Source organism: Collinsella aerofaciens (assembly GCF_039836695.1).
In the GTDB taxonomy this organism is placed as follows: domain Bacteria; phylum Actinomycetota; class Coriobacteriia; order Coriobacteriales; family Coriobacteriaceae; genus Collinsella; species Collinsella aerofaciens_BD.
The window spans coordinates 1-21,989 of record NZ_JBDPAC010000002.1; the positions used below are offsets into that span (position 1 = coordinate 1).

At 58.5% G+C, this 21,989-nt stretch carries 18 protein-coding genes and 1 pseudogene; 11 read left to right on the top strand and 8 right to left on the bottom strand.

Annotated features, from left to right (window positions below; all coding sequences use genetic code 11):
* The first annotated feature begins 179 nt into the window (after nt 1–179).
* Nucleotides 180–1,433 carry a 4Fe-4S binding protein gene (locus tag ABG996_RS01275; protein WP_347478147.1) on the top strand — a complete coding sequence of 418 codons (1,254 nt, stop codon included), beginning with the start codon at nt 180–182 and terminating at the stop codon, nt 1,431–1,433.
* Between the two features lie 131 nt (nt 1,434–1,564).
* Here ABG996_RS01275 and ABG996_RS01280 read toward each other — a convergent pair whose 3' ends face one another.
* The gene (locus ABG996_RS01280; protein WP_347478148.1) at nt 1,565–2,320 is read right to left on the bottom strand and encodes a GntR family transcriptional regulator; all 756 of its coding nucleotides are present in this window, start codon (nt 2,318–2,320) and stop codon (nt 1,565–1,567) included.
* Between the two features lie 65 nt (nt 2,321–2,385).
* The gene (locus tag ABG996_RS01285) at nt 2,386–3,411 is read right to left on the bottom strand and encodes a zinc-dependent alcohol dehydrogenase family protein (RefSeq protein WP_117770019.1); all 1,026 of its coding nucleotides are present in this window, start codon (nt 3,409–3,411) and stop codon (nt 2,386–2,388) included.
* 360 nt (nt 3,412–3,771) lie between these two features.
* Between ABG996_RS01285 and ABG996_RS01290 the strand changes: the two genes are divergently transcribed.
* The 4 genes from ABG996_RS01290 (at nt 3,772) to ABG996_RS01305 (ending at nt 8,477) form a co-directional block, all read left to right on the top strand.
* Nucleotides 3,772–5,379, top strand: a complete 1,608-nt coding sequence (locus ABG996_RS01290) for an alpha-glucoside-specific PTS transporter subunit IIBC (protein ID WP_347478149.1) — start codon at nt 3,772–3,774, stop codon at nt 5,377–5,379.
* 155 nt (nt 5,380–5,534) lie between these two features.
* Entirely contained in the window at nt 5,535–6,878 is a 1,344-nt protein-coding gene (locus ABG996_RS01295) for a 6-phospho-alpha-glucosidase (protein ID WP_117848085.1), read from the top strand.
* Between the two features lie 127 nt (nt 6,879–7,005).
* Nucleotides 7,006–8,082 (top strand): redox-regulated ATPase YchF, encoded by a 1,077-nt coding sequence (gene ychF, locus ABG996_RS01300; RefSeq protein ID WP_035136922.1) that lies wholly within the window; start codon nt 7,006–7,008, stop codon nt 8,080–8,082.
* An 11-nt stretch (nt 8,083–8,093) separates the two neighbouring features.
* Nucleotides 8,094–8,477 (top strand): DUF1648 domain-containing protein, encoded by a 384-nt coding sequence (locus ABG996_RS01305; RefSeq protein ID WP_117765273.1) that lies wholly within the window; start codon nt 8,094–8,096, stop codon nt 8,475–8,477.
* A 9-nt stretch (nt 8,478–8,486) separates the two neighbouring features.
* On the opposite strand, the gene ABG996_RS01310 is transcribed toward ABG996_RS01305, so the two are convergent.
* A complete protein-coding gene (locus tag ABG996_RS01310; protein WP_347478150.1) occupies nt 8,487–8,876 on the bottom strand; it encodes a hypothetical protein in 390 nt (129 codons plus the stop codon).
* A gap of 76 nt (nt 8,877–8,952) precedes the next feature.
* Here ABG996_RS01310 and ABG996_RS10785 point away from each other — a divergent pair, with 76 nt between their 5' ends.
* On the top strand, nt 8,953–9,171 hold the full coding sequence (locus tag ABG996_RS10785; protein ID WP_035136926.1) for a helix-turn-helix domain-containing protein: 219 nt from the start codon (nt 8,953–8,955) through the stop codon (nt 9,169–9,171).
* Between the two features lie 321 nt (nt 9,172–9,492).
* Here the strand turns inward: ABG996_RS10785 and ABG996_RS01315 are convergent, their stop codons facing one another.
* Nucleotides 9,493–10,506: an asparaginase gene (locus tag ABG996_RS01315; RefSeq protein WP_347478151.1), complete on the bottom strand. Its 1,014-nt coding sequence runs from the start codon at nt 10,504–10,506 to the stop codon at nt 9,493–9,495.
* 268 nt (nt 10,507–10,774) lie between these two features.
* On the opposite strand from ABG996_RS01315, the gene guaA reads away from it, so the two are divergent.
* Nucleotides 10,775–12,373, top strand: coding sequence for a glutamine-hydrolyzing GMP synthase (gene guaA, locus ABG996_RS01320; RefSeq protein WP_035136929.1), 1,599 nt, complete (start codon nt 10,775–10,777; stop codon nt 12,371–12,373).
* Between the two features lie 205 nt (nt 12,374–12,578).
* On the opposite strand, the gene abc-f is transcribed toward guaA, so the two are convergent.
* Together abc-f and ABG996_RS01330 are read right to left on the bottom strand one after the other, a co-directional pair.
* On the bottom strand, nt 12,579–14,048 hold the full coding sequence (gene abc-f, locus ABG996_RS01325; protein WP_347478152.1) for a ribosomal protection-like ABC-F family protein: 1,470 nt from the start codon (nt 14,046–14,048) through the stop codon (nt 12,579–12,581).
* 260 nt (nt 14,049–14,308) lie between these two features.
* Nucleotides 14,309–15,595 carry an MFS transporter gene (locus ABG996_RS01330; RefSeq protein ID WP_347478153.1) on the bottom strand — a complete coding sequence of 429 codons (1,287 nt, stop codon included), beginning with the start codon at nt 15,593–15,595 and terminating at the stop codon, nt 14,309–14,311.
* A gap of 833 nt (nt 15,596–16,428) precedes the next feature.
* Between ABG996_RS01330 and ABG996_RS01335 the strand changes: the two genes are divergently transcribed.
* Nucleotides 16,429–16,596, top strand: coding sequence for a hypothetical protein (locus ABG996_RS01335; RefSeq protein WP_157966984.1), 168 nt, complete (start codon nt 16,429–16,431; stop codon nt 16,594–16,596).
* A gap of 618 nt (nt 16,597–17,214) precedes the next feature.
* Here ABG996_RS01335 and ABG996_RS01340 read toward each other — a convergent pair.
* Nucleotides 17,215–17,634 carry a YjdF family protein gene (locus ABG996_RS01340; protein ID WP_347478154.1) on the bottom strand — a complete coding sequence of 140 codons (420 nt, stop codon included), beginning with the start codon at nt 17,632–17,634 and terminating at the stop codon, nt 17,215–17,217.
* Between the two features lie 504 nt (nt 17,635–18,138).
* On the bottom strand, nt 18,139–19,101 hold the full coding sequence (locus ABG996_RS01345; protein ID WP_075844146.1) for an Abi family protein: 963 nt from the start codon (nt 19,099–19,101) through the stop codon (nt 18,139–18,141).
* 591 nt (nt 19,102–19,692) lie between these two features.
* On the opposite strand from ABG996_RS01345, the gene ABG996_RS01350 reads away from it, so the two are divergent.
* The 3 genes and pseudogenes from ABG996_RS01350 to ABG996_RS01355 all read left to right on the top strand — a co-directional run bounded on the left by ABG996_RS01350 (nt 19,693) and on the right by ABG996_RS01355 (nt 21,794).
* Nucleotides 19,693–20,328, top strand: a complete 636-nt coding sequence (locus ABG996_RS01350; protein WP_347478155.1) for a GyrI-like domain-containing protein — start codon at nt 19,693–19,695, stop codon at nt 20,326–20,328.
* A gap of 333 nt (nt 20,329–20,661) precedes the next feature.
* Nucleotides 20,662–20,910: pseudogene (locus ABG996_RS10790) on the top strand (AAA family ATPase); the annotation flags it as partial.
* A gap of 113 nt (nt 20,911–21,023) precedes the next feature.
* On the top strand, nt 21,024–21,794 hold the full coding sequence (locus tag ABG996_RS01355; protein WP_347478156.1) for an ATP-binding protein: 771 nt from the start codon (nt 21,024–21,026) through the stop codon (nt 21,792–21,794).
* Nucleotides 21,795–21,989 lie beyond the last annotated feature (195 nt).

The following is a 21,989-nucleotide window of genomic DNA, read 5'->3' on the forward strand; positions in this document are numbered from 1 at the left end:
GTATCGGGTTCCCACATTCATCCGCACATGTGCGGATGAATGTGGGAGGTGTTCGGATAAAGTTGATAATCAAGGGGCTATTTGCCGCAAAGATGCGCCGCGTGTAATTTGCCCGAGGCGTGGACCGATGGCGTATCATTATCTCTTGCTTGTTTGCACTGCTCAGGGAGGGGCCGCGCATGGCGCAGGAACACGATCTGTTTGATGACATTATCGAGATCAGCAAGGGTTTCGACTTTCTTAAAAATCCGCTTGGCGGCGTGACCAATGCACTCGATCCGTCGGCGCCGCAGTGGAATCCTGCCGACTACAAGGAGCGTCCGCGCGGCAACACCATTCCATGCCTGACCTGCAAAAACGAAAAGAGCGGCTGCACCGCGTGCATGGACGTGTGCCCGGTCAACGCTATCGAGGTCGAGGAAGACTCCATCGAGATCCTCGACTCCTGTCGCAAGTGCGGCCTGTGCGCCGCTGCCTGTCCGACCGAGGCGATCATCTCGCCGCGCCTGGCGCCCAAAAACCTGTATGACGATATCGTCTCTGCTGCTACGAGCCACGAGACCGCCTACGTCACCTGCACGCGCGCCCTCAAGCGCATGCCGCGTGAGAACGAGGTCGTCGTTGCCTGCGTGGGCGATATTACTGCCGAGACCTGGTTCTCGGTACTGGCCGACTATCCCAACGTGAGTGTGTACCTGCCGTTGGGTGTGTGCGATAAATGCCGCAACACCGGCGGTGAGGACATTCTGGGCGAGGCGATTGCGAAGGCCGAAGAGTGGACTGGCACGGGCATGGGCCTGGAGGTCGACCCCAAGAGCCTCAAGTGCCATAAGCGCCGCGAGTACGAGCGCAAGGAGTACATGGAAAAGATTGCCCGCACCACGGGCCTGACGGTGACCAAGCTCAACCCGGCGACGGCGGCGCTGGCCTCGGTGACGCAAAAGCTCAAGGCCCATCGCCATCAGATTACCCAGCTGGAGCGCACGCTCAACACCATGTGCGGCACTACGACGACCAAGCGTCGCCGTTCGCTCACGCACGGGCGCCAACTGGTACTCTCGACGCTGCAAAACCATCCCGAGCTTGCCCAGAACATACAGGTGAGCACGCCGGAGTGCGATTTTGACAAGTGCACGTCGTGCGGCGAGTGCGTCAACGTGTGCCCCACGTTCGCCTGCGATTTGGTGGGAAGCGGCCGCTTTGCGTTGGAGTCTACGTATTGTTTAGGCTGCGGCGCCTGTGTCAAGGTTTGTCCCGAGCATGCGCTCAAGCTTGTTGAACACGACGCGTCCAATCTGGTCGTCGTCGATCCCGAAGCCGAGGAAAAGGCCGCCCAGAAGGCGAAGGCTCACGAAGAAGCTGAGAAGGTCAAGGCCGAGGCAAAGGCCAAGCTGGACAAGATGCTCGACCAGGTGGAAAAGCTCGCGGACTAGTTAAAAGAGCGTAAATGATGGCCGGTGGGACAGGTACTGCCCCGCCGGCCAAAAAAGTTGCGGTGGAATAGTTCCTGTTTTGCCCTTAAGCTGGCCATTCTAGGAACTATTCCACCGCAACTAATAGATGGTTAGCTCATACTGCTCTGATGGGTCTCGCTGCCGTTATTGCGGCGGGTGACCGTTTCGTGGAGTAAAAAGAAGCTGGGAACCTGCTTTGTCTCGGTGTATTCCATAAGGATACCGTCGGCGTTGTAGGTCTGCCCGCGTACAACGGCGAGTGCGTTAAAGTCGTCGAGATCGAGCACGCGTGCATCCTCGGGCGTGGGATGCTCAATCGTTACATCGCGTTTGCCCGTGGCAATCTTAATGCCAAGATCTTCTTCGAGGTAACGATAGATCGAGTCGTTGACAATCTCGGGTGTCAGCCCCGGTACCTGTGAGCTTAGGTAATAGGAGTCGTCGGAGCACACGGCTTGTCCGTCTGCATAACGGATGCGTTTGGCGCGTGTGAGCTCACAGCCTTCGGGAAACCCAGTAATCTTGGAGAGCGCCTTGCTGCAGATGAGGAGCTCAAAGACGGTGGTGACAGTCTTGAGCTCAAAGCCTCGGTTGACCGCGATTTCCTTAAAGGTCTCGAGTCCGCCGCCACCACGACTCTTCTCGTCACTGATGTTGCGAATGACGCGCATGCCTTTGCCTTGCTGGGGGAGCACGTAACCATCTGCCGCAAGCATCGAGATGGCGCGACGGACCGTCATGCGCGAACAGTCAAACAGCTGCGTGAGCTCAGTCTCCGAAGGCAGATAACTCTGATAGGCGTATGTGCCGTCGTCAATCGACTGCTTCACGTTGTCGTAAATAGTTTGGAAGATGGCTCGCGCCATGACGGTCTCCTAGAGCTGAGTGCGCGAGCGGTGGATGAGGACCGCTCGCGCAGGTGCCGATCGATTTACTTGCTGGGGTCGATTATATATTTACCCATGGCACGCAGAGCTGGGTCTGACAGGATGGCGCCGAGTTCGTCGAGGGAAGCCACCTTGGCGACCATCGAGGATACGTCGAGCCTGCCAGAGTCGATGAGCTCGAGCGCGCGACGCTGCGTATAAGGGTTGATGTAGGACGAGGTAAGCACAAGCTCCTTCTGGAAGACCTCGAAGGGCTTGACGGTGATTGTCTCATCGGGCTTGGTGAGGCCGAACATCATGACCGTAGCCTTGTGGCCGGCGATCTGGATGGCCTGCTCGATGGTGACGGGCTTGCCAACACACTCGATAACGACATCGACGTTGCCGACGCCCTCCTGCTTCAGGCGGGCCGGGACGTCCTCGTGGATGGAGTCGATCGTCAGATCGGCGCCGAGCTTGAGTGCAACCTCGCGTTTGCCCTCGACAGGCTCGAGCAAGACGACTTTGGTGGCGCCGGCGTTTTTGGCAAGCTGCATCATGAGCAGGCCGATCATGCCGCCGCCGATAACGACAACTGTGCTGCCGGGCTTGATGCTGCACATATCGATGCCGTGCAGGCAGCAGGCGACGGGCTCGGTCATAGCACCCTGCTCAAAGCTGGTGTGATCGCCCAACTTGTAGACTTGCTGCATATCGACGGAGCAGTACTCCGCAAAGCCGCCGTTAACGGTGGTGCCGTAGCCGGTCATATGCTCGCAGTAGTGGTTGATTCCGTCACGGCAGGGTTCGCAGCAGCCGCAGGGATGGTTTGGGTCAATGCACACGCGATCGCCCGGTTTAAAGTCGGTGACGTCGCTGCCTACGGCCTCGACAACGCCCGCAAACTCATGACCAAGGATCGTAGGCGGGGTAACGTCGGCTGCACCCTTGTCGCCTTCATAGATATGAACGTCGGTACCGCAGACGCCGCAAGCTTTGACGTTGATCAGAACGTCGCGCCTGCCCACGGCCGGCTTTGCCGATTCCTCGACTCTGAGGTCGTGCTTTCCATAGAAGACCGCGCTTTTCATGGTGACTCCTTAACGTGGCGGTGAATGTTGTAATGAAGTATAGGTATGCAAACATCCTTATACAAGCCTATCTAGACAAGTCGATAAATATTTTGTTTTAGAAGTTTTAGACAAACAGGCAATAACAGGCAAAACCTTTGAAATAAACCGTTCACCGTCAAATATCGACCGCTGACCGAACATGGAAACCGTATTAACTTGTCTAGATAAGTGATATGATAAAAATGGAAGCGCAAGAAGTCAGGGAAGCGGGCCCACCCGTCCTATTGCACGAGGTACACGCAAACGGCGCGTCTGCGGTCTCGAGTGAAGCCAAAACCGCAGCCGCTCCGAATGAAGAGAGGGGGATTCCCCGTCATGATGCAAAAGATACAACGTTTCGGCGGTGCAATGTACACGCCTGCAATTCTTTTCGCATTTTCCGGAATCGTCGTCGGCCTGGGTACGTTGTTTACCACCGAGGCGATCTTTGGCGAGATGGCCACTGCGGGCCATCTTTGGTTTGATTGCTGGAATGTGCTGCTCCAGGGTGGTTGGACGCTCTTTAACCAGATGCCGTTGCTGTTTTGCGTAGCGTTGCCAATCTCGCTCGCGAACAAGCAGAACGCTCGCTGCTGCATGGAGGCTTTGGCCATCTACCTTACCTTCAACTACTTTGTTAGCACAATCTTGGGGCAGTGGGGCCCTGTCTTTGGGGTCGACTACTCTGTCGAGGCGGGCAGCGGTACTGGTCTTGCCACTATCGCAAGCATCAAAACGCTTGATATGGGCATCATGGGCGCGCTCATTATCTCTGGTATCGCCACGATGCTGCATAATAAGTTCTTCGACACCGAGCTCCCCGAGTGGTTGGGCGTGTTCTCGGGTTCCGTGTTCATCTATATGATCGGTTTCTTCGTTATGGTTCCGGTCGCTCTTATCGCCTGCCTGGTGTGGCCGCATGTTCAGGCTGCTATCTCTGCCTTCCAGGGATTCATCCTTTCCGCCGGTACGTTTGGCGTGGGTGTCTTTGCTTTCTTCGAGCGCGTGCTGATCCCTACAGGCCTGCACCACTTTATCTATACGCCGTTCTATTACGACAACGCGGCGGTCAACGGCGGCATCTTTGCTGCTTGGGCCAACATCCTGCCCCAACTGGCTGCCGATCCGAGCATTGCTCTTAAGGATGCCGCACCCTGGGCTGCCTATACCTGCCCTGGTTGGACTAAGGTCTTCGGCTCGCTTGGCGTCGCCATTGCGTTTTATATGACCGCCAAACCCGAGCGCAAGCAGCGCGTCAAGGCTCTGCTGATCCCGGTCACCCTTACCGCTATGCTTTGCGGTATTACCGAGCCGCTTGACTTCACCTTCCTGTTCATCGCGCCCGGCCTGTTCGTCGTCCACTGCGTGCTCGGAGCGCTTGGCTGCATGGCTCAAAACCTCCTTGGCGTCGTGGGTATCTTCGACGGCGGCATCATCTCGATGCTCTCGTGGGACTGGCTGCCCCTTTGGGCCGCACACGGTCTGCAGTACGCCATCTCCATCCTTGTCGGTCTGTGCTTTACCGCTCTTTGGGTTGTGGTCTTCCGTTTCCTGATCGTCAAGTTCGACTTTAAGACCCCCGGTCGCGAGGATGACGATGTTGAGGTCGAGCTCAAGTCCAAGGCCGACTACAAGCAAAAGCAGGGCGGTGCTGCTGCTGGCAAATCGGCCGCCCAGAGTAAAGATGATGAGCGCTTGGTGCTTGCCGAGAACATCCTCGATCTGCTCGGTGGCACGGATAACATCATCGATGTAACGAACTGCGCTACCCGTCTGCGCGTTAACGTCAAGGACAAGAGCGTCGTTGCACCCGAGGCTTCCTTCAAGGCGATCGGTACGCATGGCTTGGTGGTCCAAGGTCAGTCAATCCAGGTCATTGTCGGCCTTAGCGTCCCGCAGGTTCGCGAGAAGTTCGAGAGTCTTCTGAAGTTCGAGACTCTTCTGTAAACCATCGTCCATCGAAACAATCGGCCTTGCAGAGCCGGTATGCACCGCAAGGCCGATTCTAGAGATAAAAAACTCCACTTCTAGGTAACAATTCCAAACCGTGCAGGCCGCGTACGGGGATGGATTGAGCAAGCGGCCAGAATGAGGAGGACATCATGTCCAAGAAAAACTATGCCGTGACCATTGCCGGCGGTGGCTCTACCTTCACCCCGGGCATCGCTCTGATGCTGCTTGAGGAGCGCGACCGCTTCCCGGTCAACAAGGTGACTTTCTACGACAACAACGCCGAGCGCCAGGAGACCGTGGCCAAGGCCTGCGAGATCTACTTCCACGAGAACGCCCCCGAGGTTGAGTTTAGCTACACCACCGACCCCGAGACCGCATTCACCGGGACCGATTTCGTCCTTGCTCACATCCGCGTCGGCCTGTACGCCATGCGTGAGCTCGACGAGAAGATTCCTCTCAAGTACGGCTGCGTTGGCCAAGAGACCTGCGGTGCCGGCGGTATCGCCTACGGCATGCGCTCCATCGGTGGTGTCATCGAGATCCTCGACTACATGGAGAAGTACAGCCCCAACGCCTGGATGCTCAACTACTCCAACCCCGCGGCCATCGTCGCCGAGGCCTGCCGCGTGCTGCGCCCCAACAGCCGCATCATCAACATCTGCGACATGCCGATCGACCTCATGGATAAGATGAGCCGTATGTGCGGCATCAAGGATCGTCGCGAGCTGCAGTATAGCTACTACGGCCTTAACCACTTTGGTTGGTGGAGCAAGATCTACGACAAGGACGGTAACGACCTCATGCCGCAGATTAAGGAGCACATGGCTAAGAACGGCTACCTGGACGGCATCGAGCACGAGGCCGGTAAGGAGCAGCATGTCGAGGAGAGCTGGATTCACACCTTCGGCAAGGCCAAGGATGTCTATGCTGTCGATCCCGAGACGATTCCCAATACCTACCTCAAGTATTACCTGTACCCGGACTATGTCGTCGAGACGTCTGACCCCAACTACACTCGCGCCAATGAGGTTATGGACGGCCGCGAGAAGAAGGTCTTTGGCGCTTGCCGCGACATCATCGCCAAGGGTACTGCCAAGGACGGCGGCTTTGAGCCAGATGTACATGCCAACTACATCGTCGACCTTGCCTGCGCACTGGCCGAGAACACGCTCGAGCGCTTCCTGCTGATCGTCCCCAACGATGGCGCTGTGCCCAACTTCGACCCGACGGCCATGGTCGAGGTGCCTTGCATCGTCGGTTCCAACGGCTTTGAGAAGATCTGCCAGGGCCCGATCCCGCAGTTCCAGAAGGGCCTGATGGAGCAGCAGGTTTCCGTCGAGAAGCTCGTTGTCCAGGCTTGGGTCGAGGGCAGCTACCAGAAGCTCTGGCAGGCGCTCACGCTCTCCAAGACCATTCCTTCGGCGAGCGTTGCCAAGCAGATCCTGGACGAGCTCATCGAGGCCAACAAGGATTTCTGGCCCGAGCTTAAGTAAGGACTACTGTCTCGAACCCTCACGCATCTCTGCTTCATTTGCGCCGCCGCGGTGTCCGGATTCGCCCGGATGCTGCGGCGGCGCTATACTTATACGGTTTGAAGTACCTGTACCAAAAGGAGCTGTCGTGTCCCTTTCCATCGGTATCGTGGGCTTGCCCAACGTGGGCAAGTCGACGCTGTTCACCGCGCTTACCAAAAAGACCGGCCTTGCCGCCAACTACCCGTTTGCCACGATCGACCCCAACGTGGGCATCGTCGATGTGCCCGATAGCCGCCTGCAAAAGCTCGCCGACATCGTCAACCCCGGCCGCATTGTGCCGGCTACGGTCGAGTTTGTCGACATCGCTGGCCTGGTGAAGGGTGCCAACGAGGGCGAGGGCCTGGGCAACCAGTTCTTGGCAAACATCCGCGAGACCGATGCCATCTGTGAGGTCGTGCGCTACTTCAAGGACCCCAACGTCATGCGTGAGGTGGGTCGCACAGGCGAGTTCGTCGACCCCGCCGGCGATGCCGACACCATCATGACCGAGCTCATCCTGGCCGACATGGGCACGCTCGAGAAGCAGCTGCCTAAGCTCGAGAAGGAGGCCAAGCGCGATAAGGAGCTCATGCCCAAGTTTGAGGTCGCCAAGCGCCTGCTTGCCTGGCTCAACGAGGGTAAGCGCGCCGCGTCCATGGAGATGACCGACGAGGAGCGCGCCGCTGCCAAGGGCCTGTTCCTGCTCACCATGAAGCCCATCCTGTATGTGGCCAACGTAGACGAGGATATGCTCAACGACGACCTGGCGCCCATCGATGGCGTCAAGCCGCTGCCCATCTGCGCCAAGATTGAGGCCGAGCTTTCCGAGCTCGATCCCGAGGACGCCGCCGACTACCTGGAGAGCCTGGGCCTGGAGCAGCCCGGTCTGGACGTGCTCGCGCAGGCAGCCTACAAGCTGCTCGGCCTGCAGTCGTTCTTTACGGCTGGCGAGATGGAGGTCAAGGCCTGGACGGTTCGTCAGGGCGCGACCGCCCCGCAGGCCGCCGGCGTCATCCACACCGACTTTGAGCGCGGCTTTATTAAGGCCGAGGTCATTGGCTACGACGACTACATCGAGCTCGGCGGCGAGCAGGGCGCCAAGGCCGCCGGCAAGCTGCGTATTGAGGGCAAGGACTATGTCATGGCCGATGGCGACGTCGTGCACTTCCGCTTTAACGTGTAAGGGCGACGCGCATGTTCAAATATGGCAAAAAAGCTGGCTACATGGGTATTGCGCTGCTCGTACTTGCGGTGATTCCGCTGGTGGTCGCAGCGTGTGTTATCCCCAACATTGGTCCCGAGGTGGCAACGAAGTTTAATGCCGCCGGCGAGGCGACGCGCTGGGGCAAGAGTTACGAGCTGCTGGCGTTGCCGGTGCTCAATCTGCTGCTGAGCGTGGCGACGTACTTTACGGCGGGACGCCAGGCTAAAAACAATGATGACTCCGCCGCCATGGCGCGCATCGTGTGCGAGCGCTACCTGCGAAACGGCTGCATCACGGGTGTGTTTCTCAACGTAATCAACGTCTACTTTATGTATTCGGCGATTACCGGTATGGGCTTTGGCCTGGGCTTTTAGCTTGCGCCTTTAGGCAACGAGCCTGCAAGCATATTCGATGGCTGCTGCGAGGCCGCCGCTCGATCGTGGTTGAAAGACTACATCGGCGGCGGCCTCGTTTTCGTATCCGGCGCCGCGAAGGGCGAGTGCGATACCGGCTTCCAGGAGAAGGGGCAGGCCACGCTGGCTGGTTGCGATTACGGCAGCCTGATTGAGCGAGCAGCTGTGCGCTTGGCATTGGATGGCAAGTTCACCTTGCGCCGGGCAAGGGACCAGAACGGCGGCGACGCGACTTGATAGCAATGCAAATGCTGTGCGCTCATCGGGCGAGAGACATTCTGCTTCAACGACGACGAGCTTGGGCGGTGCGCTGTTTGTGCGAAGCGTGGCTCGGTACGTGCGGACCGAAGAACCCGACATAGAAAACTCCTGTGTATTCGGCAAAACGTAAACTATAGTTTACGTTTATGTTCGGCTCCATTTCAAACTCGGCTGCATGGACGAACGTGCGAAACAGATTCTTGGCAGGCGGGTCGAAGAGACACGCAGGGACCTTGGTATCTCCAAGGTTGATTTTTGTGTGGCGACAGGAATCAGCCGACCCTACCTCGACCGAATCGAAGATGGGACGGCAAATTTCACGCTCAAGGTTCTATTTAAGATCGCGCCCGCCCTTGGCATGACGGTGTCAGAGCTTCTCGAGGGTATCGAATAGGGCGTTCCCCGCTGCTATTTGACGCTCTTTGGGCGGGTCCCCCTGGTTGCGATGTGCAAAATCGCGAGTATTCAGCACCAGTTCGGCCGTAGATGGTAGCTCGAGCGGCTGGCTTTGCCTTTTTGACAGTAGATAATCCACACGCAAAATAAAAATGAGGAATAAATATTTATTAGACGGACCCTTCGTCCTAAAAGTTCGTCTAATAATCGGCCGATTCTATGCCTCCGGAGGAGAAATTGCAGAATACTCCGATTTTTGCACGGCCCGAGGGGGACCACCTGTCGTTTAAGGCTGCGATAAGTGGAGCTGCCTTAGGGATTACGCCATCGGGACGCGGTCGTGGTTGACTTGGCTGTAGAACAGGCGCTGGATTTCGGTGGCATCGCGTGACTGGCCGAGTGCCCACATGGTCTTGGCCACAAGCGTCTCGGTGGTCATGTCATCGCCGCGCAGAATGCCCGGATGATCGGCGTAAGCGCGGCCGACCTCATAAACGCCCAGATCGAGGCCCTCTTCGGGGACCTGCGTGGTCATAACGACGGTGCGGCCCGAATCGACCCAGCGGAAAATCGCCTCCTGGAATGACTCGCCGGACTCGCCAAACTCGGGGATACCGCCAATGCCAAAGGTCTCCAGAATCACGGCGTCGTAGCTATCGGCTAGGGCGTCCAGGATACCCGGGTTCACACCGGGCGTAAGCTTGAGTACAAATACGCGCGGGTCGATGCTGTCGTAGAAACGCACCGGGTTTTCGCCCTGATGCGTGCCGTGGAGTCCGTTGCGCACGATGCGGTCGTTGCGGATATAGGCGATGGGCGGATAATTGACGCTAATGAACGCGTTAAAGCTCATGGTGCGTTGCTTGCGGGCGCGCGTGCCGGCAATGGCGACGCCACCAAACACAATCGACACATCGTGCGAATGCTCGTCGAGCGCATAGAGCAGGCTCTGGTACAGGTTGAGCTTGGCGTCGGTAAAGGGATTGCCCATGGGCTTTTGCGAGCCGGTGAGCACGATAGGCTTGGGGCTGTCCTGAATCAGATAGGAAAGCGCCGCCGCGGTGTAGCTCATGGTGTCGGTGCCGTGCAGAATCACGAAGCCGTCGTGGTCGGCATAGCCCTTGACGATGACGTCGCGGATACGCATCCAGTCACTGGGGCGCATATTGGTGCTGTCGATGTTCATGGGCTGCACGACGTCGAGCTCGCAGAGGCCCGAGATCTCGGGGACGCTCTGGGCGAGCTCCTCACCGGTCAGGGCGGGGGAGAGGCCGTTGCCGTCCTCGGTCGATGCGATGGTGCCGCCCGTGGCGATGAGAAGGATGCGCTTCATGCTGGTATTCCTATCGTATTTGCCGCCGCAGAGGCGGAGTCGTTCGGCAGTATTGTGGCACAGGGCGTCCAATGTTCAAACGTATTACATCATCTGTAACGTTTGGTAACACTTCAATTGCTGGCAAATAGGGGCCCGGGTCGTGCGTTTGCCGTGCGCTGATGGCTGCGAGGGACGAGAAACCCCATATAACGTGTACACTATGGAGGTTATTTTCGTTCATTCACGCGGGTGGGCACCGGCTCCCCGCCAACAAGAGGGGGAAACCATGGATCAAAAGGCTTCCGCAAAGGTCCTCGTACTCGACTTTGGTGCGCAGTACGGTCAGCTCATTGCCCGTCGCGTCCGCGACCTCAACGTGTATTCCGAGATTGTCCCCTGCGACATCTCGGCCGACGAGATTCGCGAGATGAACGCCTCTGCGCTCATCCTTTCTGGCGGCCCGGCCTCCGTGTACGCCGAGGACGCTCCGTCCATCGATCCTGCCATCTTTGACCTGGGTCTTCCCGTCCTGGGCTTCTGCTACGGCCATCAGATCACGGCCGTGACGCTCGGCGGCAAGGTCGGCCACTCCGAGGTGGGCGAGTACGGCCGCGCCACCATCACACGCACGGCTGGCGCCAAGCTCTTTAACTCCACGCCCATGGAGCAGACCGTGTGGATGAGCCATCGCGATGCCGTCTCCGAGGTGCCCGAGGGCTTTACCGTTACCGCCAGCACTGACGTGTGCCCGGTTGCCGCCATGGAGTGCGTTGAGCGCAAGATCTTCACCACGCAGTTCCACCCCGAGGTCAAGCATTCCGAGTACGGTCAGCAGCTGCTGAGCAACTTCCTGTTTGAGATCTGCGGCCTGGAGCCCAACTGGAGCATGGACAACCTGGTCGAGACCATGACGGCCGAGTTCCGCGAGAAGGTCGGTGACGACCGCGTGATTCTGGCCCTGTCCGGCGGCGTCGACTCCTCCGTCGTGGCTGCGCTGGGCGCTCGCGCCGTGGGCAAGCAGATGACCTGCGTGTTCATCAACCACGGCCTGCTGCGCAAGGGCGAGCCCGAGCAGGTGGAGGAGGTCTTCACCAAGCAGTTTGACGTCGACTTTATCCACGTCCACGCCGAGGACCGTTATGCCGAGCTTCTGGCCGGCGTGACCGAGCCCGAGGAGAAGCGCCGCATCATCGGTACGCAGTTCTGGAAAGAGTTCTTCGCCGTGGCGCAGCAGCTCGAGACCGATGGCAAGCCGGTCAAGTACCTGGCTCAGGGCACCATCTACCCCGACATCATCGAGTCCGGCGCTCGCAAGACGGGCGGCAAGACGGCCACCATCAAGAGCCATCACAACCTGATCCCGTTCCCCGAGGGCGTGCACTTCGACCTCATCGAGCCGCTCGATCACTTCTTTAAGGACGAGGTCCGCGCGCTTGGTCTGGCGCTGGGCCTGCCGGGTCACATCGTGTTCCGTCAGCCTTTCCCGGGCCCGGGTCTGGCCATCCGCATCATCGGTGCGGTCGACAAGGAGAAACTCGAGATCCTCAAGAACGCCGACGCTATCGTGCGCGAGGAGCTCGACGCCTACAACCAGCGCCTGTTTGAGCAGACCGGCGAGCGCAACTCCGAGCACAGCTGCTGGCAGTACTTTGCGGTCCTGCCCGACATTAAGTCCGTTGGCGTTATGGGCGACGAGCGCACCTACCAGCGCCCGATCATCCTGCGCGCCGTCGAGTCCAGCGATGCCATGACCGCCGACTGGGCCAAGCTGCCCTACGACGTGCTGGCCCGCATCTCCGGCCGCATCGTGGCCGAGGTTCCCGGCGCAAACCGCGTGTGCTACGACATCACGTCCAAGCCGCCCGCGACCATCGAGTGGGAGTAGGACGACAGGGTTCTGACCTGCGATTTTGAGTGCCGCACTATGCCGCTGAGTTTCGTTTCGTACGAGAGTCATGACAAAGCCACCAGCGACGGAGATGAGTAAAAGCGATTAAAGAGCCTCCGTTCCCTGCGTTGGGACGGAGGCTCTTTCTTTGCCGTTTTACTCCCTTGTCTCCGTTCGGGGATTATTTCCTGCTCATTTAGGGCTATTCGCGCTGAAAGATTTTGACTAGCTTGGTGTCCTTTATTTCGTAGACAATGTCTGCGACGTTCTCGACCAGCCTCTTATCGTGGGAGACGAACACTATCGTTCCGGCATAGGCGCTCATCATCTGCTCGAGGGCTTCGGCGCTCTTGATGTCCAGGTAATTTCCAGGCTCGTCCATGAGCAAGATGTTGTATCTGCCCAGCAGCATCTTCGCGAGTAGCAGCTTGATGACTTCGCCTCCCGAGAGAACGCCAACGTCCTTTGTCAGGTCGCGCGGTCCGATTCCCATAGAGGCGAGGATGCCTCGAATTTCGGTCATGCTGTACTCGCAACCATTCTGCATGAACGAGATCACAGACTGGCGGGCGTCGAACTTGTAACCTGTCTGTTCGAAGTAGCCGATCTCTGCTTTGGGAGAGATGCTGATACCGTCGGCGCGTCGAACGATTGCCTTCAGCAGGCTGGTCTTTCCTGTGCCGTTGCCACCGGTGATGGCCACTTTGGCACCGAGCGGTATCTCGAATTTCGCGTGGTCATAGAGCACGCAGTTGCCGAAGCTCAAGCTGAAATCATCTGCCGAGATGGGAAATTTGCTGTGCAGTTCCAGGGCCTTGCTCTGGCGGAAGCGCACGGCGCGAATGCTATCTGGGGCCTCGATCCCTTCGAGCGCTTCGAGGCGCTTCTCCATGTTCTTAGCTGCCTGATGCATTTTCTTCTGCTTGGTGCCGGTTGTTTTCTGATGCCCCAAGCGACCTGCATACTCGTTGCTTTTTTTCGCACCCTTCCGCTTGGCGTCGACCTGCCGTGCTTTTTTCCGCTGTTTTTCGATGGCGGCTTCGAGGCGATCGCGCTCGCGCATCGCCTCTTCGTATCGAGTCGCCTGAGCTTTGCGCTCTTCTTCTTTCTGTCGCAGATAGTCGGAGTAGTCACCCCAGAATTCGGAAATACCGCCGTCTTTGAGCTCCCAGATCTTGTCTACCACCTGGTCGAGAAAATGACGGTCATGGCTCACGATGAGCAGGGCCCCATCAAATGCCTTGAGTTGTCCGACGAGAAGGCGGATGCCGTCTTGGTCGAGGTGGCTCGTAGGCTCGTCGGCGAAGATCGCGCTTGCATGCTGGGAGAGCGCAGAGGCAATCTTGGCGCGTGTTTCCTCCCCGCCGCTCATCGTCTCCTGCGCCACTTCGGCGACGTTGAGACGGGAGAGCATCTCGCCGTTGTCCTGAGCCGCATCAAGGTCGAGTTCGTCGAGCTGGCCGATGAGGGCAATGCTGCCGAAGCGCCTGACGTCGGCGTCCGCAATGGTTAGATTGCCGCTCAGGATTTTTAGCAGGCTGGTTTTGCCTGCACCGTTGTCTCCTACCAAGCCGATGCGATCGTAGGGGTAGATTTCCAATTCTTCGATGTCCAGAATATCGCGGCCGGCATATTCCAAAAAGATGTCTTTAGCTTTGACTATGAGTTCCATAAGTTGAACCACCTTTTGTGTATTGTCGTTTTCTGGAAGCGCAGCCATGCCAATAAAGAATCGTTCACGTCGATTTTTCGCCTTTGCCCGATTGCCGGCGTGAGCGTTTTGGCCTTGCGCAAGCCGGCAAATCCGAAAATGATAGTTGGCGGGGAATAAGGAGCGCGATGTGGGATGTCGGCGCAATACCTCGTCGTCGCAAGGGCTTGAAGGCTGACGCGCGAACCGATGGCTGCCGCCTCTTTTTTCGAATGCTTGGGCTATTGAATCTGCCCGGAATCTTTTTTCCCCACGTTTCGGACGCTTGGAGCGAGAAGCATCGCCAACGCAAGCAGTGTCATGGTCGCTCCAGAACCGACGGACCACAACGGAGCTCCGAGCAGGTCCGCAAAAACGGAGGGGGCTGCGAGGCCCATGGGCATGGCCCACGCCATAATGGTTCCATAGAGACCAAAAACGCGGCCTAGGTACTCAGGAGGTATCTGCTCCTGCATAAGGGCAGTCTGGGTTCCCGCGTACAGCGGGGAGCATGCGCCCATAAGAAAGCTCGCCGGTAGGAAAGCGGCGAACAGCGACGGGCCGAGCAATCCGGATGCGATTGCGACGACGCCGAAGCCGGCGATCGCGGCGACCATGGTGAGCGACCTATTGCGGAACCCTCCCGTGGCCGCCAAAATGCCGGACCCAGCCAGCATGCCTGCGGAGAAAAGGACCTCCACCAAAGCAGCATCCCCCATGCTACCGCCAAAATGTCCCAAGGTCATTATTGGGAACAATGCCGCGAGTGGGGAGAACGCGAAAGCGAAGACGAACCCGCACCAAAGAAGGGCGAACAGCCCCCTGTATCCCCTGATCAGCTTGTAGCCGTCCGAAATCTCAGAGAAAAGTTCTCGAACTTTATTGGAAAAGGACGAGCTGCGGTCGGCTTCGTCGAGTCCTCCTGCGTCTATCTGAGCGGCGAGGACAGCTAGAGAAGCGAAAAGCGCCCCCAGCACGTCGAGGGCAATCATGGCGGTAATGTCCGCCACAGGATAAATCACTGCCGCGAGCGCGGCGCCAAGAATGTATCCGGCGGACTGAATCGCTTGCATCACTCCCGATAGGCGAACGAGATGCTCTGGCGGGGCGAGATGGGGCGTGAGGGATTGGGAGGCCGGCGTGTAGAACGAAGTGCCAGCTGCGCGGAGAAACAGGGCGATGAGTATTGACCACGCAGGTAAGCTGCCGGCCAACGAGGCAATCGCCAAGGCGGCGCCCACCGCGGCAACGAAGAGGTCGGCGCCGATGAGAACACGTTTCAAAGGCAGTCTGTCGACAACGGCGCCCGCAAGGACTCCGAACAAAGCAATCGGCAGAAAGCCTGCTAACGATGCCAGGGAGAGGAGGGAAGATGATCCTGTCGTGAGGGCGATATGCCAAATGAGACCCATTTGGAGAATCGAGCTCGTCAATGTCGACACGAGCTCCCCGCCCCATACGAAACAAATCTTAAATTGCCATGAATGGCACAGCGAAACAGACCTGCGCCGAGAGGTTTCAAACATCATGGTTATGTCCAATCGTGGAATGGCGTGCAAAACAGCGCGACGCCATAACAGCGCCGCTTTTTAGGCGCTCACCCACGTGCGGAAAAGACCAACCACGACACCCCTCCTTCGCTGACTCAGTTCGGCAAACCACGCAATTTTAGGAGGCTGAAGCTCGTTTGTCAAGGATTGCCTGTCGGCAAGGACAATCCTTTCTGGCCATTCGATCCCTTTTGTATCTTTGGTTGCATAGGTGACCCGCCAGGGCTATTACGCGTGGAAGAGGCGCCTGCCGAGCTGGCCGATGAGGCGCTGAAGATGGCCCTGGTCAGGCGAAACGATTCCAAGGGATGCGTACATCATTCGGATAGTAAGAATGTTGCCAGCAGGTTTTGCGGCAACCGCAAAGGAGCCGTATCCTGCAGCTGGAATCACGTTGCAGCATCCTGACCCGCATTCCGATTGGCGGACGGCCCGCTTCGGCATCCTGACCAGCACAGCGATCGAGCCTTGTCATTCCTTGGATATGCCGGTTGCTCGGGGCGGTCCCGACGGAGGCCCTCGCCTCCCCGGTCCGTGACCCAAGAAGGGCAAGCATGCTGATCTGCATGGCTGGTTCCTCCTTTATGTAGACGACCATGCAAAGAAGGGACAACCAAGGAGGCAGGTTACTGATGCGGACTCCCGCACGCCCACGACTACCCGACGGGCTGTTTTTCATCTCCGATGCCCGCATTGCAGCATGAACGAATGTGCCTCGACATCTCTGCTGGCATGGTACGACTGGGATCGCACCTCGACGCATCCTTGCGCATACTGCCTTCCAGGTTTCGAAACCGGGAAGGAGAGTGTATGTGAGCGACGATATCGGCGCCGATTCGACGCTCGAGAGGGAGATTGCGCCGATTCTATCCATCGGGGATGCATTCCCGAAGATTCTCATCACTCGCACGAGGCATGAGCCCCATACCCGGGAGGGCGTGCTCGTGCTGAATTTCGCGAGGTGGCTGCTTGGCGGGTAGGGTTCTGGACGTCGCATTGGGATATCGCGCGACAGGGCACGCAGGGCTGTTTGTGCCCGCACGGGAAACGCCGTCGCCATGCGGGCGGCCTGTCGTGTCCGATTAGCCTTTTGCTAAACAGGCTTACGCCAACTCATGGGCAAGCCACCTGAGACTATTCACTTTGCTTATCGTTGACAAAGACCTGTGGCCTGCGGTTTTGTGAACGGCTCGTAAGCCACCCGCGTCGACTCACTTACTGTTGAAGCTGGTGGCTTGCAGGCTCAAAGGCGGTTGAGTTTCAAAACGGGCGTTTTCGGCGATATCGAGCCTCCAAAGGCGGCTCTCCGTGCCCCTTGGGACAAAAATAAAGGCTCAATACTCTGAGTTTGAAAATGGTTTTTGAAGTTGTCCCAGCTTTTGTCCCCGAAGCCGATGAAACGCGACGTCGCGTCATTCAGCGGCACTCACTTCGAGATGCCGCCGAAAACTGGGTGCAACTGGAGTGACGAGACGGCAAAACTATAACCACCGAGTGGGAATAGAACATACGTTCTGTATAACGTTATAGCACCAGGTGGCAGGCGTAGTTTCAATCGAAGCTACGCCTGCTGCTATATATACTGGTCGATAGCGGTATCAATGACCGCGATGCTTCCGCTTGCGCTTCAGCTTTCGCTGCTCGAAGCGCGCCTCCGCCTCATCCGCGCGACGCTGGCTTCTTGCTTGAGCCGACTCCCGCTTCATCGCTTCCCGCTGTGCCGCGAGAGCCTGCTGTGCCTTGGTGCTCACTGCGGGCCGCTTAAGGGCCTTCGACGCCTCGCGGGCGCGCCGCTTGGGGTTCTTCGCGGGCTTGCTTGTTTCAGTGGCCTCGTCGCCGAAGAACGCGAGCTTCGTCCATTTGTTGACAACGAATCGCAGGATCTCCTCATCGGACGGCTCCGCGCCGAAGACGATGCGGGCGGCGCCGTATCTGCCGCCCTCGACGCGCTCCGCCAGCCCGACCCAAAATTGACCGTCGTGATATACGGTCAGGGTGGACGACACGCTGATCTGCATGGCTGGTTCCTCCTTTATGTAGATGACCATGCAGAGAAGGGACAACCAAGGAGGCAGGTTACTGATGCGGACTCCCGCACGCCCACGACTACCCGACGGGGACTGTGTTTTCATCTCTGATGCCCGCATTGTAGCACGCGCGGATTCACGATGTTGATTGCCGGCGTCTAGACGAAGATGAAGGCGGTTCGATCTAGGTCAAGCCGGTCGCTCGTTCATGAAGCGGCCGATTCCCTGAAGATGAAAGGCGCCCACAAGGACACCTACAGGCTATCTTCGAACTACTTGGTTTGGGGCAGACGGAGAAAAAAATAGGGCAGAATCGCTCTCACGATCCCGCCCCGCAAACCCGAGGGTTTCTAACTGGCTCCATTATTCCGGGCTTCTCAGTTCTGTCATTGACCCAGGTATCACCCGTCTCCTATAGCGAGTGAATATAAAAATAGGGCAGAGTCGCTTGCGCAAGTCCGCCCCTAAAACCGTGAAGGTTTTGCTATCTGCAGGCTATTCTACCAACCCGAGCGATTCTGTCAACCTGCGAAGGAACTCGAGCGCGGAGCGAGCTGCGGCGTCGGGCCCCTTGTCGGGCAGCGCCTCGGTTTCGCCGTCGGCCCTGGCGAACATCTCGGCGAGCTCGGATGCGGCGCGCGAGCGCGAGGAGCCCTCGGGTACCAAGCCGGAGTGCGCCACGAGCACGGTCGCGACCTCCTGCATGGCCGTATTCCCCATCCACTTCCTCCTGGTCGCCTTGGGAATCCCCACGGCGGCGACCCTTCGGGAGACGCCGCTGGACGCCGAGCCCCGGGCGGCGCCCCTCTCGGCGAAGCAGTTGATCAGGCACGAGCCGTGCGCGGCGCAGTTGCGGACGGACTTCACGCGCTTGAGGTCGTAGTGGGAGGCCTCGAGGCGCCTGTCGCCCCATCGCCTGGCGCAGAAGCGCACGAAGTCGATGAGGGTGCCGAACGAGGTGAGCTCAAGGAAGGCCCAGGCAGGCATGTCGCCGGAGTACTTCGCGTAGAGGCTCGAGCTGTAGGGGCTGCGGCCGCTCATCTTGAGCTCGCGCAGGCGGTACTCCCTGTTTGCAGTGGTAAGCGATGCCATGTAGTCGGCCACGATGGCGTAGCCGTCCTCTCCACGGTCCTCCATCTCGCGAAGCAGTGTCACCTTCTGGAAATGCTCGATGTCGAGCGTCATGCCGAGCAGGGCGTGGCGCAGCTCCTGGTCGAGCGCCGCGAGCAGGCGCAGCTGGCCGAAGTCGAGGTCTACGTAGCGGCCGTCGCGCGGGCCTCCCTCGTATTTCGAGAAGAGTTTGCGGTAGGATGCGAGCTTGAAGAAGTTGCACTTGTCGCGCAGGTAGTCCGCGGCCTCTTCCTCGGAACACAGCTCGAAGGCTACGCCCTTCTGCTTGAGGTGCTCTATCTGCTGCTCGATCGTGAGGATCGGCTTCCTATCGTGGGGTTCGGCCATGCTCGGTCTCCTGTCATTGATTTGAGAATCCTATTCTACCAGCATGTTTGCCCTGAATCCTGAAGGCCCGTTCGCCAACTCATAAGCAAGCCACCTGAGACTACTCACTTTGTTCACGAATGGCGAAGACCTGCGACCTGGGGTTTTGCAAATGGCGCGCAAGCCACCCGCGTTAATTCACTTGCGATTGCGGCTGGCGGCTTGCAGGCAAAAGGGCGCTTGAGTTTCAAAACGGGCGTTTTCGGCGCCATCGAGCCTCCAAAGGCGACCCGCCGCGCACTTTGGGACAAAAACAAAAACTCAAAGCCCTGAGTTTGAAAAAAGTTTTTTAGGTTGTCCCAACTTTTGTCCCCGAAGCCGACGAAACGCGACATCGCGTCATTCGGCGGCAGGCGTTCCGTGTCGATGCCGAAAACTGGGTGCAACTGGAATGACGGGACGGCAGAACCGACGCCATCGAGTGGGAATAGAACAGACGTTCGATTCTGTGTTATAATATCAGGCAATGGGCGCGGCGTCTACCGAAGCCGCGCCCATTGCTATATTTGGTCGGATATCGACGGAAACCCAAGCTCAGGGAGGTTTGTTGCGATGGCATACGATTTCAAGAAGGAGTTCAGGGAGCTCTACAGGCCGTCGGGCAAGCCGGGCGTCGTAACCGTTCCGCCTATGAGCTACGTCGCCGTGCGGGGCAAGGGCGATCCCAATGCCGAAGGCGGCGAGTACCAGAACGCGTTGCCGCTGCTCTACGGCGTCGCTTATGCCATCAAGATGTCGAAGAAGGGCCCGCGAGAGATTGAAGGCTATTTCGACTTCGTCGTGCCTCCGCTTGAGGGCTTCTGGTGGCAAGACCGCGCCGATGGCGAGATCGATTATGCGCGAAAGGACGACTTCAACTTCATCTCGTGCATCCGTCTGCCCGATTTCGTCACTCGCGAGGACTTCGACTGGGCAGTTTCGGAAGCTGCCGCCAAGAAGAAGCTGGACTTCTCGGCAGTTGAGCTGCTGAGGGTCGACGAGGGCTTATGCGTTCAATGCATGCACGCCGGGCCTTACGACGACGAACCGGCGACCGTAAGCGCCATGCGCGCATTTGCGGCGGAACGGGGCTACGCCCCCGACTTCTCCGAAGCCCGTCTGCATCACGAGATTTACCTCTCCGACCCGCGCAAGTGCGCGCCAGAGAAGCTCAAGACCGTGATCCGTCATCCCATAAAGTTGATTTAGCGAAGCGAGTGACGCCGATCGCTTCGGCTATTGGGGTTTAGCAATTGTCGGTCCGCGTCGATCGAGCAAGCTGCCCTGCCTCCCGGCAGGCGCGCAATTCCTTTAGTCGATCCGTCTCGAGGTGCGCTCTTTGCTCATCTTGTGGCGTGGAGTTACGATACTCCTAAAAGTGTAACCAGATTCGAGTTTTAGGAGCAGTCCTTGAAGTGCAGCAGGCTCAGGAACCGCGACAGGTACCTCGAGGAGGCGATGGTCTTCCGTGACACCGACCTCATCAAGGTGATCACAGGCGTGCGCAGGTGCGGCAAGTCGAGCCTTCTCGACCTAATCAGGATGACCATCGAGTCCGAGGGAGTCGCTGGCCGCGGCTTTGTGAGCGTCAACCTGGAAAGCAAGGGTACGGGCATCAAGACGGAGGACCAGCTTTATGATTACGTTCGCGGGTGCCTGTCGGACAAGGGACGCACCTACGTTTTCATAGACGAGCCCCAGAGAATCGAGGGCTGGCAGGATGCGGTCAACGCGATGAGGGTCGACTTCGATTGCGACATCTACCTCACGGGCTCGAACGCGTATCTTCTCTCGAGCGAGCTGGCCACCTATCTGTCCGGGCGCTACGTAGAGGTAAAGATGCTGCCCTGTCCTTCTCCGAGTTCGCTGACTTCTGCGGAATCGAGTTCGTATCGGGAAGTTCGGTGGCTCTCACTTCCGAGGGGGATCCCGTTCTCTTCGACGACATGCTTACTCGTTACCTTGAGTACGGGGGCATGCCAGCCATTGCGTCCCTCTCGACGACCCAGGCGCAGCACTCGGCGTACATGTCCGGCGTCTACGAAGCCATCGCCGTGCGCGATATCGTCAACCGCGAGCGCGGGAAGGGCAAAAGCGCGGTGACCGACCCTTACCTGCTGCGCCATGTGGCCGTATTCCTGGCGGACAACATCGGTAACGAGTGCTCGTCGAATCGAATCGCCGGCGCGTTAACTTCTGCGGGGTCGAAGACCACGAACAAGACTGTCTCCTCGTACGTAGACGCGCTCGAGGAGGCCTTCCTGTTCTATCGTGTCACGCGTTACGATTTGCACGGCAAGGCGCTCCTCAAGACGAACCCGAAGGAGTATATCGTCGACACCGGCTTCAGGACCTGGATGGCCGGCTATAGGGTCACGGATACTGGGCGCCTGTTCGAGAACGCCGTGTATCTCCAGCTGCTCTACGAGGGGTGGAGCGTGCATGTGGGCAAGCTCTATGGCAAGGAGGTCGACTTCGTCGCGACGAAGGACGGGCGCGTGCTCTACGTGCAGGCGACTGACGAGATGTTCGCAAGCGAGACCAGGGAACGCGAGATCGCCTCTCTGAAGTCGATACGAGACAACCACGAGAAGATCGTGGTCGTGAGGCAGGGTTCCTACGACACGGACATCGACGGCATTCGCATCTTGAGCGCGAGGGACTTTTTCCTCTAGGGCCATGCGATTCATCGCGAAACCACTAGGTCAAGTGAGGGACAATGCCCCCTTGCACCTTGCCCACCTCCAGGGGCTCTCCTTGGACTCTTGTAGGCTCGCCGGGAACCGCTTGCGGCCGCAAGGGCCGCAAAAACTTTTCGCCGGGTACGGAGCGCCCTTGCGAAAACTCGAGCCCTCCGGGTTTTGCTTTCC